Below are 14631 nucleotides of genomic sequence, written 5' to 3'. Positions count from 1 at the left end.
GCGAAGTTACCCCATGACCGCACTGTGATGTAAGCGTTCTCCCCTATGTAAACCTTCGTTGTTCACATCTTTGGAATTCGACGGGATTTGACCGTCGATATGATCATTCGACGATCACGATCGCTCTGCTGCGAGAAGTGCCGGGAATGCCTCTTCCAGTGCCGCCCGCCAGTCCCGGATCGGTTCGATCCCGGCCACTGCCCAGCGGTCGTGTCCCAGCACGCTGAACGCGGGACGGGGAGCCGGCCGTACGAAGGCCTCGCTGGTGGTGGGGCTCACGCGCGCAGGGTCGGTTCCGAGCAGCCGGAAGATCTCCCGGGTGAAGCCGAACCAGGTCGTCTCGCCGCCGCTGGTGCCGTGGTAGACACCCGCGGGGGCGGTGCCCGCGAGGGCGGCCTGTCCGAGCCGGACCAGCCGGTCGGCCAGATCGACGGTCCAGGTGGGCTGTCCGCGCTGGTCGTCCACCACGTCAAGGGTTTCCTTGACGCCCTCCAGCTTGATCATCGTACGGACGAAGTTGCCACCGCCCGCACCGTACAGCCAGGCGGTACGGACCACGTAGCCGGTGTCCGGCAGGGTGTCGAGCACGGCCTGCTCGCCGGCGAGTTTGGTGCGGCCGTAGGCGCTGCGCGGTCCGGTGGGGCCGTCCTCGGCGTACGGCTTGTCGCCGTCCCCGGCGAAGACGTAGTCGGTCGAGACCTGGAGGAGGACGGCACCGTGTTCACGGCAGGCCGCGGCAAGGACCTCGGGGCCTGTGCCGTTGACCCGCAGCGCGGCGTCCTCCTGGGACTCGGCGTCGTCGACAGCGGTCCAGGCGGCGCAGTTCACCACGACGGCGGGGCGGTGCTCGTCGAAGCCGGCGCGCACCGATCCGGGGTCCGCAATGTCCATGGCCGCGCGGTCCGCGGCGACCACGGTGATGTCCTCGCGGGCAAGCCGGGCCAGGACGTCCTGGCCCAGCATCCCGGCGGCTCCGGTGACCAGCCAGACGGCGCTCACAGCGCGGCCCGGTCCTTCAGCGGCTCCCACCAGGCGCGGTTGTCGCGGTACCACTGCACAGTCTCGGCGAGGCCGGTGCGGAAGTCCTTGCGGGGCTCGTAACCGAGCTCCTCGCGGATCTTGGTGCAGTCGACCGAGTAGCGGCGGTCGTGGCCCTTGCGGTCCTCGACGTAGGTGACGCTGGTGTCCCAGTCGGCCCCGCAGGCGTCCAGCAGCAGACCGGTCAGCTCCTTGTTGGAGAGCTCGGTGCCGCCGCCGATGTTGTAGACCTCACCGGGTCGGCCCTTCGTCCGGACCAGTTCGATGCCCTGGACGTGGTCGTCGATGTGCAGCCAGTCGCGGACATTGGCGCCGTCGCCGTACAGCGGGACCGTCTTGCCGTCCAGCAGGTTGGTGACGAACAGCGGGATGACCTTCTCGGGAAAGTGGTGGTGCCCGTAGTTGTTGGAGCAGCGGGTCACCCGTACGTCGAGGCCGTGGGTGCGGTGGTACGAGAGCGCGATCAGGTCGCTGGACGCCTTGGCCGCGGAGTACGGCGAGTTGGGCGCGAGCGGGTCGGTCTCGGGCCAGGAGCCCTCGTCGATCGAGCCGTAGACCTCGTCGGTGGAGATGTGCACGAAGGTGTTGATGCCGGACAGGTGCGCGGCATGGATCAGGGTGTGGGTGCCCACGACGTTCGTACGGACGAATTCGGCGCCGCCGTCGATGGAGCGGTCCACGTGGGATTCGGCGGCGAAGTGCACCACCTGGTCGTGCTCGGCCATCAGCTTGGAGACCAGCTCGGGTTCACAGATGTCGCCCTGTACGAACCTGAAACCGGGGTGGTCGCGCACCTCGTCGAGGTTGGCCGGGTTGCCCGCGTAGGTGAGCTTGTCGAGCACGGTCACGGCGATGTCGCCGGGGCCCTCGGGGCCGAGCACCGTGCGGACATAGTGCGAGCCGATGAAACCGGCGCCGCCGGTCACCAGGATGTTCGTGGTCATGAAGAGATCTGCACCTTGCTGTGGTCGCCGAGTACGAGTCGGTGGGCGGACGGGGAACGGGGCGCGGGGGTCACCTCGACGTCACGGCCGATGAGCGACGCCTCCACTCGGCGGACACCGGCGATGGAGGCGCCCCGCAGAACGATGGAGTACTCGATCTCGCTGTCTTCGATCCGGCAGTCCTCCGAGACCGAGGTGAACGGGCCCACGTACGCGCCGCTGATCACCGACCGGGCGCCGATGATCGCCGGCCCGACGATGCGGCTGCCGCTGACCTTGGCGCCCGGCTCGATCCGTACCCGGCCGATGATCTCGCTGTCCTCGTCGACCTCGGCCTCCTCGTGGGACGGCTCGATGGTCTCCAGCACGGTCCGGTTGACCTCCAGCATGTCGGTGACATTGCCGGTGTCCTTCCAGTACCCGCGGATCGTGGTGGAGCGCACGTCGCGCCGCTGGTCGATCAGCCACTGGATGGCGTGCGTGATCTCCAGCTCGCCACGCCAGGACGGCTCGATCGAGCGGACGGCCTCGTGGATGGCGGGGGTGAAGAGGTAGACACCGACGAGCGCCAGATCGCTCTTGGGCTCCTTCGGCTTCTCCTCCAGAGACGCCACCCGGCCTTCGGTGTCGAGCTCCGCGACACCGAAGGAGGTCGGGTTGGGCACCTGGGTCAGCAGGATCTGCGCATCGGGCCTGTCGGTGCGGAACTCCTCCACCAGACCGGTGATCCCACCGACGATGAAGTTGTCACCGAGATACATGACGAAGTCGTCGTCCGCCAGGAAGTCACGGGCGATCAGCACCGCGTGGGCAAGACCGAGCGGCTCGTCCTGCGGGATGTACGTGACCTCGATGCCGAGCCGGGAACCGTCGCCGACCGCCTCACGGATCTCCTGGGCGGTGTCGCCCACGATGATGCCGACCTCGGTGATACCCGCTTCCGCGATGGCTTCCAGGCCGTAGAACAGCACAGGCTTGTTCGCCACGGGCACCAGTTGCTTGGCCGAGGTGTGTGTGATGGGACGCAGGCGGGTGCCGGCCCCTCCGGACAGTACGAGAGCCTTCACTTGACCAGTCCTCATGGTTGAGATATCGGTCTTGTCGCGGCTGCGACCTGCTGGGCGACTTTACTGAGAATCGCTGCGCGATTCGTAGCGCGTCACCTCTGTGAACGAGATGCGGACACACATCCGGAGCAAAGGCAGTGGCGGGACCGCTCAGGCTGCGCTGATCCGCGCCTTCCAGCGCCGCACGTCCCGCCGCATACGCCGGACCACGCGCCGCGACAGCGACGCCCTGCGGGCTACGGCCTCGGGCTTCTCGATGCGCTTGCCGTCGTGCCAGTCGGGCACGGTGACCTCGAAATCGGAGTCCGAGAGACCGCTCGAACGGTCCCGGAAGTGCGGATACGCAAGGAAGAGCTTGTCGCCCTTCCGCGAACTGACCACATCCGGAACGGACTTCTCCCGCACATACGTCAGCATGTCCACCAGCACATCGGCCCGGCCCCGCGCCACAGCGGCGAGCCGCAGCCTCTCGGCGACCTTGATCAGGCGCGCCACGCCGTCGTTCCAGTAGGTGTCCATGAGCGGCGCCGCGAGCTCCATCTTGTGGCGCCGGACCTCCTCCGAGTCCCGGAGGAAGCCGGGACCGAACTGCTGCATCATCCCGACCGTGAAGGGGCGGACCATCAAGAAGTCCCTCTTCGGCCCGGCGGGTTCGAGCCGGTGAATGAGCGCCATCATGGCCCGCATGGAGTCGAAGCGCCATTCATAGGTGCCGCTCTTGGTGACGTGCTTTCCGTCGTCCCGGCCGACCAGGTGATAGCAGGTGTAATTGGAGATGACGGAGACTCCGGCACCCCGCAGATACGCCTCCATGGTGAAGAGCGCATCCTCACCGGTCTTGAGTTCCTCGTCGAACCTCAGGCCGATCCGCTCCAGCAGTTCACGCCGGAAGAGCTTCTGTGCACTCAGCGTGTAAATGACCTTGGAGTTGTATACATTGACCCGGTCCTTGGTGGCTGTCCACATCGACCGGGGGGCTCCGCGATTGACCCCGATCACCTTTCCGAGCACCACATCGGTGTTCGCCCGGTCGGCCCTCTCGACCATCCGCTCCAGGGCCTCGTCACCGAAGTAGTCGTCCGCGTCGAGGAAGAAGACGTAGCGGCCCCGCGCCAGGCCGAGACCCACATTGCGCGGTCCGCTGGGGCCGCCGGAATTCGCCTGTCTGACCACCCTGGTCGGAACCGCGGACCGGCCCGCGAACTCCTCCAGGTACTCGCCGGTGCCATCGGTCGAACCGTCATCGACCGCCACGATCTCGATCCGGTGGGCGCCTATGGTCTGGGACTCCACCGATTCGAGGCAGCGAATGAGGTAGGGCATTGCCTCATATGCACCAATGATCACGGTTACATCAGGAATTGGCTTCTCGTTCACATCAACAGAAGACAGTCACCCCCGGGCCTTGGTTGCCTCGACACCACACGCCCGACGCGTGAGCCTTATCACAAAGGCCCGGCACAACCCTTTCAGGGCTATGCCGGGCCAGGTGACTCGTGCTAACGAACCAGGCGGATTCTCAGCCGATCACGCGTTCGCCGAGGTTTCTCGCCAGGCCCGCGTTCCGGGCCTCCGACTTGGCTGCGAGCGCCTTCACGGCCGTGCCGAACTGCACGATCGAGGTGGGCTCGTCGGGGCCGAGGAGGTACTCCTTGAGCTCACGCCGGTCGGCCGCCAAGGTGTCCGCGGCAGGATCCACCACCGCGGTGAGCAGGGCGTCCAGCTCGGTCGCGGCATTGGACAGGATGACCGCGGCACGGACCGCGGTGTTCTGCCTACGGAATTCGTCCTCACCCAGCGCAGCCGAATCGGTGACCGCGTACGGCTTGCCGCTCGCGATGAAGTCCGACACCACGCTGGAGATGTCCGAGACCATGGCGTCCGACTCGTTGAAGCAGTCGTACAAACGCATCCGGGCGCCCGTGATGACCTTGTGCTCCCACCAGCCGAGCGCGCGCCAGGAGGCAGCGTTCCACTCGTCCTTGAGCCGCGCGATCTCGGCCTCGCGCGCCGGGTCGGCCAGCGAGTCGCGGGACATCTCGGCCTCGTCCCCGGCGACGTGGCCGCCGCTCGACAGCGCCTCGAGCCGCGCTTCGATACGGGCCAGTTCGGCCCGCGCCTCGGCATGCACCGGCTGGAGCGCGGCCGATTCCTTCGCCCAGCGGGGGTCGGTGGCGCGCTCGACACCCGCCTTCTCGATCATCGCGGTGATCCGCTGGTGCACGGCCTTGGCCTTCGCGCTGCGGGTGCCCGTGAAGGGGTGCGGCTTGTAGAGCAGCCGGACCGGCTTCTCGGAGTTCAGCAGCCGCTTGACGATGTTCTCGCCGGCCAGCAGCAGCGAGGTGTTGCCCGGGTTGTCGTCCCAGCCTTCCCAGGTGGGGGCGTACAGCACGGTCGGGATCGGGTTCTTGGGCGCACCGGTCCCCGACTGGATGGTGGCCAGCTGCGGGCGGCCCACCTCGACGATGTCCTCGTCGCGCACACCGACATCGGCCAGCGCGTAACGGTCCCGGCCGGCCCGGCCCGCGGTCCACACCTCGTCGTAGGCCTTGCTGTACGGGTTGACGCTGGCGAGCTTGTCGCTGTCGCCGTGGCCGATGAATACGTGCTTCATCGTCGGCACCCGGAGCAGATGGATGTTCTTGCCGACGTTGGCCGCATAGAGCGCGACCCGAACCGACGAGAGGTTCAGATTCATCAGGTGCACGCCGCCGGGCACACAGAGCACCGGCACCGATGTCGTGTTCAGCTGAGGCAGAATCGTGCGCTCACGCAGCAGGATCAACGGGCGCCCGTCGAGCTGCGCCATGGTCTCCAGCCACATGTTGACCTGGTAGGCCGAATCCTTGGAGCCGGAGAAGTAGAGAGCCACGGTCGGCTGGTACTCGCGCAGCCAGTCGTCCACCGCGCCCAGCACCTTGGCCTCGGGCGCCACGAGCCGCTTCGGACGGATGTACGGGAGAAGCGCCGCCACGTAGCCGACCGCGAGAACCAGTGTGGTGGCGAGGCCCGCATAGGCGAAGCCGTTCACGTCGGTCTCGACGGCGACCAGCACACCCACCATCGCGAAGATGTCCAGGTGGAGCATCTTCTCCGCGGGGCGGTTCATCAGCAGTGCTGACGGGGCGTCCGGGATCCGCACCTGCTCCAGATCGATGTTGCGCGTGACCACCGGGAGCCTGCGGCGGAGCTTGATGAGGGTGACCATCGCGCTCTGCGGCGCCTGGAGACCGTAGAAGGCCAGCAGGCAGGCGATCGTCACGTAGAACAGCGTCTGCTCTCCGTACCCCATACGGGAGAGCAGCAGAATCAGCAGCAGCTGACGGAGCAGGAAGCGGATCGAGAGCCCCGCGCGAACCGCGGCGAGCCGGTTGACCAGGTAACTGCCGCAATGGTGCAGATACTGGTCGGCGAGATAGGTCACCGCGGCAGCGCCTGCGAAGAACCACAGATTGGGGATTATTGCCGCGAGCATTATGCACGGGAACCCCAGAGCCATGAGAAGAGCGGCGGCCAGCTCCGAACCACTGCCCACTCGAGCCATGCGAATGGCTTTCGAAATCACGAAGTACCGCTCCCGAGGGTGCCGACTGATTACCTTGCGGGGAAAATGTGAAGTCTGAACTTCACGAATTCGGACCCCTGCAGTTCGCACGCGGCGTCCACAGAGGTCCGAATAGTCGATTGTCAAGCAGTATTACACATCGGCCTGTCGGTCCAGGACAGCGGCCAGCGCCTGTTCGAAGCCCGATGCTTCGGAGGCGCCACGGGTGGGGTCCTGCTGCCGTACGTCGATGACGTGGCCGGTCATCTCGGAGAGCAGGACGTCGAGGGAGGTCCTGGCGACCGCCTCGGAGGAGAGCAGCGTGCCCGCGGGCTCGTCGCCGAACGCCTTGGTGCGCATCGGGGTGGCGGTGCGCTCGGGGTTCACGCAGTTCACCCGCACTCCGTCGCCCGCCCACTCGTCCGAGAGCGCCTGGGTGAGGTTCACCATGGCGGCCTTGGTCGACGAGTAGAGGCTGTACTCGGCGCGGCCCCGGGTGTAGCTGCTGGAGGTGTAGAGCAGCAGCTGGCCCTTGGTCTCGGCGAGGTACTTGTACGAGGCGCGGGCGATCTGCACGGGCGCCAGGTAGTTGACGTTCAGCGCTTCCTGGATGGTCGTGTTGTCCGTCTCGGCCAGCTTGCCGATGCGGAGCACGCCCGCGGTGTTGATCACGTAGTCGACGCGGCCGGTGTCCGCGTACGCCTTGGAGAGCGCGTCGTCGACGTGCTCCGGGTTCTCCACGTGCGTACCGGTGGTGGAGCGTCCCAGGGCATAGACGGAGGCGCCGTAGGACTCGGCGAGCGCCGCGATGTCCGCGCCGATGCCGTACGAGCCGCCGAAGACGACGAGGGTCTTGCCGGTGAGCAGCTCACGGTAGGCGGCGTCGTCGGTCGGCTGCGGGACGGCCGTGGAAGCCAGCTGGAAGAGCTTGTCCGCGATGAAGACGTCGACCGGCTGGGTGACCTTCATGTTGTACTCGTCGCCCGCGACCACGTAGATCGGCACGTCGGGGAGGTACTTCAGGACGACCGAGCAGTCGTCGGTGGCCTGGAAGTTCGGGTCGCCCGCGGCGACCTCGTACGCCCGGCGGATCGTGGAGAGCTTGAAGGCCTGCGGCGTCTGCCCGCGGCGCAGCCGGGAGCGGTCGGGCACGTCGGTGATGAACTCGCCGTCGCCGCCGTGGGTGCGGGTCACGATGATCGTGTCCGCGGACGGGATGGCGACGTCGACCGCCTGGTAGCGGTCCAGGGCGTCCACGCAGTCCTTGATGACGCGCTGCGAGAGCAGGGGGCGCACGGCATCGTGGAAGAGGACGTTGCGGTCCTCTCCCTCGGCCAGGCCCTCGCCGAGGGCCGCGATGGCGCGCTCGGTGGTCTCGTTGCGGGTGGAACCGCCCTCGATCACCTTGGTGACCTTGGTGAGTCCGGCCTTGGTGACGATCTTCTCCACGTCAGGCACATAGCCCGGAGCCATCAGCACGATGACGTCGTCGATGGAGTCGGCCTGCTGGAAGATCGACAGCGTGTGCTCGATGACGGCCTTGCCTGCGATCTTCAGCAGCTGCTTGGGAATGGACAGACCCACGCGCTGGCCGGTACCGCCGGCGAGCACGACTGCTGTGGTTCGGGCTTTGGCTATGTGCTGAGCAGACACAGACGACCTACCTTGAGGGCTGGGAGATACAGCGATGGTTGCACTCTCCGTTACCGTCTCGCAAGGCGGACGTCGCCTACTGCACGCCGTATCGAAACCTTCCGCCGCCTTGCGATCAGGGCATATACCGGAATCGACGCTTCCCGACCAGGTGATCGACACCACACGACTGAGCGGCATCAATCACCCTTGAGCGGGGTTCGGCTCCGCCGGTCGTGCGGCGGGGAGAGCAGGCCGGGCCGCCGGACCAGCTTGCGGAACAAGCCCGTCCGGCGGCCGGTGCACGGTCTAGAACGGGTTGAAGTCGTCGAACTCGCGCTGTACCTCGTCGCGTTCCGTCTCACGGTCACGACGGCGCTGTGCTGCCGGGCGCGGCGCTTCGAGACGGTGGTCCTCGCCACGCCGGCCGAGCATCTCCGCACCCGCGGCCATGGTCGGCTCCCAGTCGAAGACGACCGCGTTGTCCTCGGCGCCGATGGCCACGCCGTCGCCCGCCCGGGCGCCGGCCTTCATCAGCGCGTCCTCGACACCGAGACGGTTGAGGCGGTCCGCCAGGTAGCCGACGGCCTCGTCGTTGTTGAAGTCGGTCTGCCGGACCCAGCGCTCCGGCTTCTCGCCACGCACCCGGTAGATGCCGTCCTCCTCCAGCGTGACGGTGAATCCCGCGTCGTCGACGGCCTTCGGGCGGATGACGATACGGGTCGCCACCTCCACGGGCTTGGCCGCGCGCGCCTCGGCGATGACGCCCGCGAGCGCGAAGGAGAGCTCCTTCAGGCCGGTACGGGCGACGGCGGACACCTCGAAGACGCGGTAGCCGCGCGCCTCCAGGTCCGGGCGGATCATGTCGGCGAGGTCCTGGCCGTCCGGAATGTCGATCTTGTTGAGGACGACGATGCGGGGCCGGTCCTCCAGGCCTCCGTACTGCTTCAGCTCCTCCTCGATCATGTCGAGGTCGGAGACCGGGTCGCGGTCCGACTCCAGCGTCGCGGTGTCCAGGACGTGCACGAGCACCGAGCAGCGCTCCACGTGCCGCAGGAACTCCAGGCCGAGTCCACGGCCCTGGCTGGCGCCCGGGATCAGGCCCGGGACGTCGGCGATGGTGTAGACGGTGCTGCCCGCGGTGACCACGCCGAGGTTGGGGACGAGGGTCGTGAAGGGGTAGTCGGCGATCTTCGGCTTGGCCGCCGACAGGACGGAGATCAGCGAGGACTTGCCGGCGCTCGGGTAGCCCACCAGCGCGACATCGGCGACGGTCTTGAGCTCCAGGACGATGTCCCGGGCCTCACCGGGCTCGCCGAGCAGCGCGAAGCCGGGGGCCTTGCGCCGGGCGGAGGCCAGCGCGGCGTTGCCGAGGCCGCCGCGGCCGCCCTGGCCGGCGACGAACGTGGTGCCCTGGCCGACCAGGTCGGCCAGCACGTTGCCGTTCCTGTCGAGTACGACCGTGCCGTCGGGAACCGGCAGGACGAGGTCCTGGCCGTCCTTGCCGGAGCGGTGGTCGCCGGCACCGGGCTGGCCGTTGGTGGCCTTGCGGTGGGGACTGTGGTGGTAGTCGAGGAGCGTGGTGATGTCCTGGTCGACGACCAGGGTCACATCGCCGCCACCGCCGCCGTTGCCGCCGTCCGGGCCGCCGAGCGGCTTGAACTTCTCACGGTGAACGGAGGCACAGCCGTGGCCTCCGTTACCCGCGGCGACATGCAGCTCGACGCGGTCCACGAAGGTGGTCATGGTTGAAACCTCCAGTTACATACATGCAGAAATGTCTCACTCGTGCTGTCCCCGCGCAGGGAAAGCCGTCTCTCATGGGAGAAACACGCGAAAGGCGGACCCGCTTCCCGTACGGGAAGTGAGGTCCGCCTCCGCAGAAACCGCTCGACGAGCGCCGAAAATCAGCCGGCGATCGGAACGATGTTCACGACCTTGCGGCCACGGTGCGTGCCGAACTCGACCGCACCGGCGGCGAGTGCGAACAGCGTGTCGTCGCCACCACGGCCGACGCCCGTGCCCGGGTGGAAGTGGGTGCCGCGCTGGCGGACCAGGATCTCACCGGCGTTGACGGCCTGACCGCCGAAGCGCTTCACGCCGAGCCGCTGAGCATTGGAATCGCGCCCGTTCCGGGTGGACGATGCGCCCTTCTTGTGTGCCATGTCTCCTCAGTCCCTTACTTCGCAGCCGCGGGGATACCGGTGACCTTGATCGCCGTGTACTGCTGACGGTGACCCTGGCGACGGCGGTAGCCGGTCTTGTTCTTGTAGCGAAGGATGTCGATCTTCGCGCCCTTGTGGTGGTCCACGACCTCGGCCTGGACCTTGATCCCGGCCAGCACCCACGGGTCGCTGGTCACGGCGTCGCCGTCGACCACGAGCAGGGTCGAGAGCTCGACCGTGTCGCCAACCTGGGCAGTGGAAATCTTGTCAACCTCAACGATGTCACCGACAGCAACCTTGTGCTGGCGGCCACCGCTGCGCACGATGGCGTACACGCGGATCTCTCTCTCGCTCGGAACGGATCCCCTGATGCCAGCCGCCCGCACAGGCCGAAGCCCGCGACGATCCGGAAGGATGAGCGGCCTCTCCTGACGGACAGGTCCACCAGGAGGAATGTGCTCAGGGGTGGGCGCGCATGGGAAACACGCCGAGGGTCAAGGGTACGGGGCCGCCTACAAGCGGTCAAACCGGGGTCGGCCGGCTCGGCCCCCGGGCAGCCGCTGCCCGATCTCCTGCGGGGTGCACCGCGCAGGAAGAAGGAGAAGAAGGGGATACCGCTGCCAGGGTCACGAGGGTGCGGGGTTCCCTGCCCGACGCCCCGCGGGCGGCACTGAGGTCCACGTCGAAGCAGCAGAGCGGCCCTGCATTGGATCAGGACCCGCCGGAGGAAGCCCCGAAGGCTCGCTCGGCGTTGCCTCCGGCCGCCATCGTCCAGGAGCGGATCGATCGCGGGCCGGGCTTCGGCGCGGGGTGACCCGCGAACCTGCGTGCACCACTGCCGATCACCGGCTCGTATGCTCTCGGCAAGTCCGTTCTCCGGAAGGCATGGCAAGTGAATTACAGGGTCCAGCCCACCGCTCAGGTCGACGATCGCGCCGAGATCGGGGCCGGCAGCAGTGTGTGGGAACTCGCCCAGATCCGCGAGGGTGCCAAGCTCGGTGAAGGTTGTGTAGTCGGCCGCGGCGCCTACGTCGGCACGGGCGTGCAGATCGGCAACAACGTCAAGCTGCAGAATTACGCCCTCGTGTACGAGCCCGCCGAACTCGGTGACGGCGTCTTCGTCGGACCGGCCGTGGTCCTCACCAACGACCACAACCCGCGCTCGGTCGACCCCGACGGAAGGCAGAAACGCGGCGGCGACTGGGAGGCCGTCGGCGTGAAGGTCGCAGAAGGCGCTTCTCTGGGTGCCCGCTCGGTCTGTGTCGCGCCTGTCCGGATCGGACGCTGGGCCATGGTGGCGGCCGGCGCGGTCGTCACGAAGGACGTACCCGACTTCGCCCTGGTCGTCGGTGTCCCGGCCCGCCAGATCGGCTGGGTCGGCCGCAGCGGAGTGCGCCTGACCGAGCAGACGGAACCGGGTGTGTGGAAGTGCCCGCAGAGCGGTGCCCTGTACGAGGAGAAGGATGGCGTTCTCGGCGAGCGCGGAGCCTGATTCCGTACAGGACGGGACCGATGGCGACCAGTGTTCCCACCGGTGCCGTCGGCCCGCCTCCATGGAAAGCCGAGTGCCCGGCACCCTCTTCACCGGCCCTGTGTTTTCGCGCGTGAACCCTCAGTAATTCCCCGCTGACGCACTCTTCGATTCACACTCGGGCCAGCCGGCGATCCGACACCCACCGGGGTGTCGGCACGGGTCATCTCACCAACTTCCTTGCGGAAGCAGCTGATCGCCCTCAGGGCGAGGCGCCCGAGAAGGGCTGCACGGCGTCCCCATCGACACCTCATTACGATGCGCCCAAGATAAGCTGAAGGACGCTGCGCCGCACGGATGTGCGACATGTTCGATAAGGCCGCTCTACCATCGTCAGGGCGCAGAGTGAACGTGCGAAGGGATTTGAATGAATAGCCACGTGCTCTATCTCGCACACGGCAGTTACCGAGTGCGAGCGGCACGCGAGCACGTGAAGAGGCTGGCGAAATCCGGCGTTCGGGTCCTGCTGGTCGTACCCGCCACCGAGGACTGGGCGGATGCCGCCGCCGAGCTGGACGACCTCGACAATGTCGAGGTCGTCCAGCTCGTCCCCGACAAGCACGGTTCTGTCCAGAAGGCGACAAAGAAACTCGTCCTGGCAAAGTCGGGGCCCGCCGCCTCCATCGACACGGTGATCGCCGGCGACGCCCAGTGCTTGCCGACCGCGTGGACGCTGAAGAAGCTTCGCCCCGAAGTGACGCTCCGTCTGGAGCCTTACGACGTCCAGGAGCGAGCCGCCGGACCTGCCGACATCGCCGTCATCACGCCGTGGTATCCCTCGCCGAACAACCCCTACGCCGGCGCCTTCGTCAAAATGGCCACGCGCAGCGTGGCGGGCCGGTTCGACCGGGTCTCGATCCTGCACACCGAGGACTGGTCGGGACGCGCCGACGCCCCGCTGAACGACGCCATCAAGATCACGGTGGACCGCCTCCAGGACCACCGAGAACTGGTCCCGGTCCTCGACACGCCCGAAGGCACGCTCCTCCGTGTCCCGGTCCCTCTCATCCACCGGAAGAACTACAGCCCCTGGGTCACCACCCAGGAGACCGCGCTGCGCAAAGCACTGCCCGGCGGCCGGATCAAGGCCCCCGTCATTCACGCCCACGCCGGGATCTACGGTGGCGTGCTCGCGCTGCGACTGGCACAGCCGGACGCCCGCATCGTGGTCACGGAGCACGCCACCTTCCTGAAGAAGGTCTTCGCTCAGCCCGCGGCACGCGCGCTCTACCGCGATGTACTGGTGCGAGCGGATGCCTTTCTATGCGTCAGCAAATATCTCCGCGACCAGATCGCTGCCGAGTTCCCGGACCTCGCGGACAAACTGCAAGTGGTCCCGAACGTCATCGATTTCGATGCGTTCTCTCCTGGCTGCGCATACTCCCAGAGCCTGCTCAAGTGGCTGTACGTCGGCCGCCTGGTCAAGCACAAGGGGGTGAATGAGCTGCTCGAGGCGTTCGCACTCGTTGCCGAGAAGGAGCCCCTGGCCACACTCACCATGGTGGGCAGCGGGGCTCTGGAAGAAGAACTCCTCACGCATGCACAGGAGTTGGGGATTGCCGACCGGTTCCGAATCCTTCCTCCCGTGGCCCCGGACGAGGTCAACGGGCTGATGCACCAGCATGATCTGCTTGTGCACGCGAGCAAGGTCGAGACGTTCGGAATGACCATAGTCGAGGCCGTCGCCGCGGGGCTGCCGGTGCTCGTGACCCGTAGTTTCGGACCCGAGGAGACCCTGTCCGGCATCGAGTCCGAGGCAGGGGCGCTGATGGAGATCAGCGACGACCCGCAGATCATCGCCGACGCGTACTGGAACCTGCGTTCACGCGTGGCCGAACTCGATCTGCCCGCGGCGCGCGAAGAGCTGGAGCAGCGATACGGGGCCCCGGCAGTGGCACAGCAGCTGATGGACGTCTATTTGGATCGCCCCTCGCCGTCGGCCGCTGTCGATACGCCGGTTTCCCGGAGCGGGAAGTCCGTCGAAGCAGAAGGGCACGATTCTGCTGCGCCCGGGACCGGGTCGGAGGGCACCGCCACCGCGCCCCCGGCGGAACCGGCCGGCCGCGCTGTGCTGCTCGCCCTCACACCCCCCAAATCGCGCCGCATCGCAGACTTCGCGAACCATCTGCTGGAGCGCGGTGTTCACGTCACGGTGGTGACCGCCAACACTTCCGTGTGGCAGCGCACCGGTCTGGATCCGCGCGCCGTTCTTGTGAGCATCGAGAAGGGCGAGAAGAAGCTGCGTATCCCTCGCGGCGAACGCTTCCTGGTCTATCGCGTCCCGCGCGCCGTTCTGGGCCGGGCACGGAGTACTGCTCGGAAGAGGCGGGGGACCATCACACCCGAACTCATGGTTGCGGCTACGCAACGGGTTCACAAGAAGGCCGCAAACGCATTCCACAAGAATGTCTTCAACCGCGGCTATCAAGAGGTGAGACCGCAGCTGCTCTCACGCATCGCTCGTCGCGAGGCGCTTCCCGGGCTGCGGCTGGATCTGACGGACCACGTGTTCGTGTGCGACATCAACAGCACGGTCACGGGGTGGAAGTGGGCCAAGTCCTATCCGAACCTCACGGTGACGACCAATCTCGACCGCAGTCTCTACTCGGCAAAAGACGCGTAGCAGCGGGGCAGCCTTGTCGCCTGGCAAGGCTGCCCCGTCCCGGATACGTCCGACGGTGAGGGCGCTCGGAAAACTGCGGCACCCGAC

Annotated in this window: 11 protein-coding genes; 2 read left to right on the top strand and 9 right to left on the bottom strand. The window is 67.1% G+C overall.

Annotation, left to right across the window (positions count from 1 at the left end; genetic code table 11):
- Positions 1-114: 114 nt before the first annotated feature.
- From rfbD to rplU, 9 genes are all read right to left on the bottom strand, one after another.
- Positions 115-999 (bottom strand): dTDP-4-dehydrorhamnose reductase, encoded by an 885-nt coding sequence (gene rfbD, locus GA0115254_RS22280; RefSeq protein ID WP_093897062.1) that lies wholly within the window; start codon positions 997-999, stop codon positions 115-117.
- A complete protein-coding gene (rfbB, locus tag GA0115254_RS22275; protein WP_093897061.1) occupies positions 996-1982 on the bottom strand; it encodes a dTDP-glucose 4,6-dehydratase in 987 nt (328 codons plus the stop codon). The genes rfbD and rfbB overlap by 4 nt, the downstream gene beginning before the upstream one ends.
- Positions 1979-3049, bottom strand: a complete 1071-nt coding sequence (locus tag GA0115254_RS22270) for a glucose-1-phosphate thymidylyltransferase (RefSeq protein ID WP_093897060.1) — start codon at positions 3047-3049, stop codon at positions 1979-1981. Before GA0115254_RS22270 ends, rfbB begins: the two co-directional genes overlap by 4 nt.
- 150 nt (positions 3050-3199) lie before the next feature.
- Positions 3200-4426, bottom strand: coding sequence for a glycosyltransferase family 2 protein (locus tag GA0115254_RS22265; RefSeq protein WP_176740245.1), 1227 nt, complete (start codon positions 4424-4426; stop codon positions 3200-3202).
- Between the two features lie 142 nt (positions 4427-4568).
- Positions 4569-6593 carry a hypothetical protein gene (locus tag GA0115254_RS22260; protein WP_256102731.1) on the bottom strand — a complete coding sequence of 675 codons (2025 nt, stop codon included), beginning with the start codon at positions 6591-6593 and terminating at the stop codon, positions 4569-4571.
- Between the two features lie 153 nt (positions 6594-6746).
- On the bottom strand, positions 6747-8246 hold the full coding sequence (locus GA0115254_RS22255; protein WP_093897057.1) for a bifunctional cytidylyltransferase/SDR family oxidoreductase: 1500 nt from the start codon (positions 8244-8246) through the stop codon (positions 6747-6749).
- Positions 8247-8534: 288 nt separating this feature from the next.
- Positions 8535-9971: a GTPase ObgE gene (gene obgE / locus GA0115254_RS22250; RefSeq protein ID WP_093897056.1), complete on the bottom strand. Its 1437-nt coding sequence runs from the start codon at positions 9969-9971 to the stop codon at positions 8535-8537.
- A 161-nt stretch (positions 9972-10132) separates the two neighbouring features.
- Positions 10133-10390, bottom strand: coding sequence for a 50S ribosomal protein L27 (gene rpmA, locus GA0115254_RS22245; RefSeq protein WP_018103204.1), 258 nt, complete (start codon positions 10388-10390; stop codon positions 10133-10135).
- Positions 10391-10404: 14 nt separating this feature from the next.
- Positions 10405-10725 (bottom strand): 50S ribosomal protein L21, encoded by a 321-nt coding sequence (gene rplU, locus GA0115254_RS22240; protein WP_030921216.1) that lies wholly within the window; start codon positions 10723-10725, stop codon positions 10405-10407.
- A 557-nt stretch (positions 10726-11282) separates the two neighbouring features.
- Here rplU and GA0115254_RS22230 point away from each other — a divergent pair.
- Positions 11283-11882 carry an acyltransferase gene (locus GA0115254_RS22230; RefSeq protein WP_093897054.1) on the top strand — a complete coding sequence of 200 codons (600 nt, stop codon included), beginning with the start codon at positions 11283-11285 and terminating at the stop codon, positions 11880-11882.
- Positions 11883-12288: 406 nt separating this feature from the next.
- A complete protein-coding gene (locus GA0115254_RS22225; protein ID WP_093897053.1) occupies positions 12289-14544 on the top strand; it encodes a glycosyltransferase family 4 protein in 2256 nt (751 codons plus the stop codon).
- The last annotated feature ends 87 nt before the right edge of the window (positions 14545-14631 follow it).

The organism is Streptomyces sp. Ncost-T10-10d (assembly GCF_900091955.1).
Taxonomy (GTDB): domain Bacteria; phylum Actinomycetota; class Actinomycetes; order Streptomycetales; family Streptomycetaceae; genus Streptomyces.
This window is presented reverse-complemented; position numbering and strand designations above follow the sequence as displayed.

Coding starts and splice junctions, on each gene's coding strand:
- rfbB (WP_093897061.1), bottom strand. CDS start 1,982: ATGACCACGAACATCCTGGTGACCGGCGGCGCCGGTTTCATCGGCTCG.
- GA0115254_RS22260 (WP_256102731.1), bottom strand. CDS start 6,593: ATGGCTCGAGTGGGCAGTGGTTCGGAGCTGGCCGCCGCTCTTCTCATG.
- obgE (WP_093897056.1), bottom strand. CDS start 9,971: ATGACCACCTTCGTGGACCGCGTCGAGCTGCATGTCGCCGCGGGTAAC.
- rpmA (WP_018103204.1), bottom strand. CDS start 10,390: ATGGCACACAAGAAGGGCGCATCGTCCACCCGGAACGGGCGCGATTCC.
- GA0115254_RS22225 (WP_093897053.1), top strand. CDS start 12,289: ATGAATAGCCACGTGCTCTATCTCGCACACGGCAGTTACCGAGTGCGA.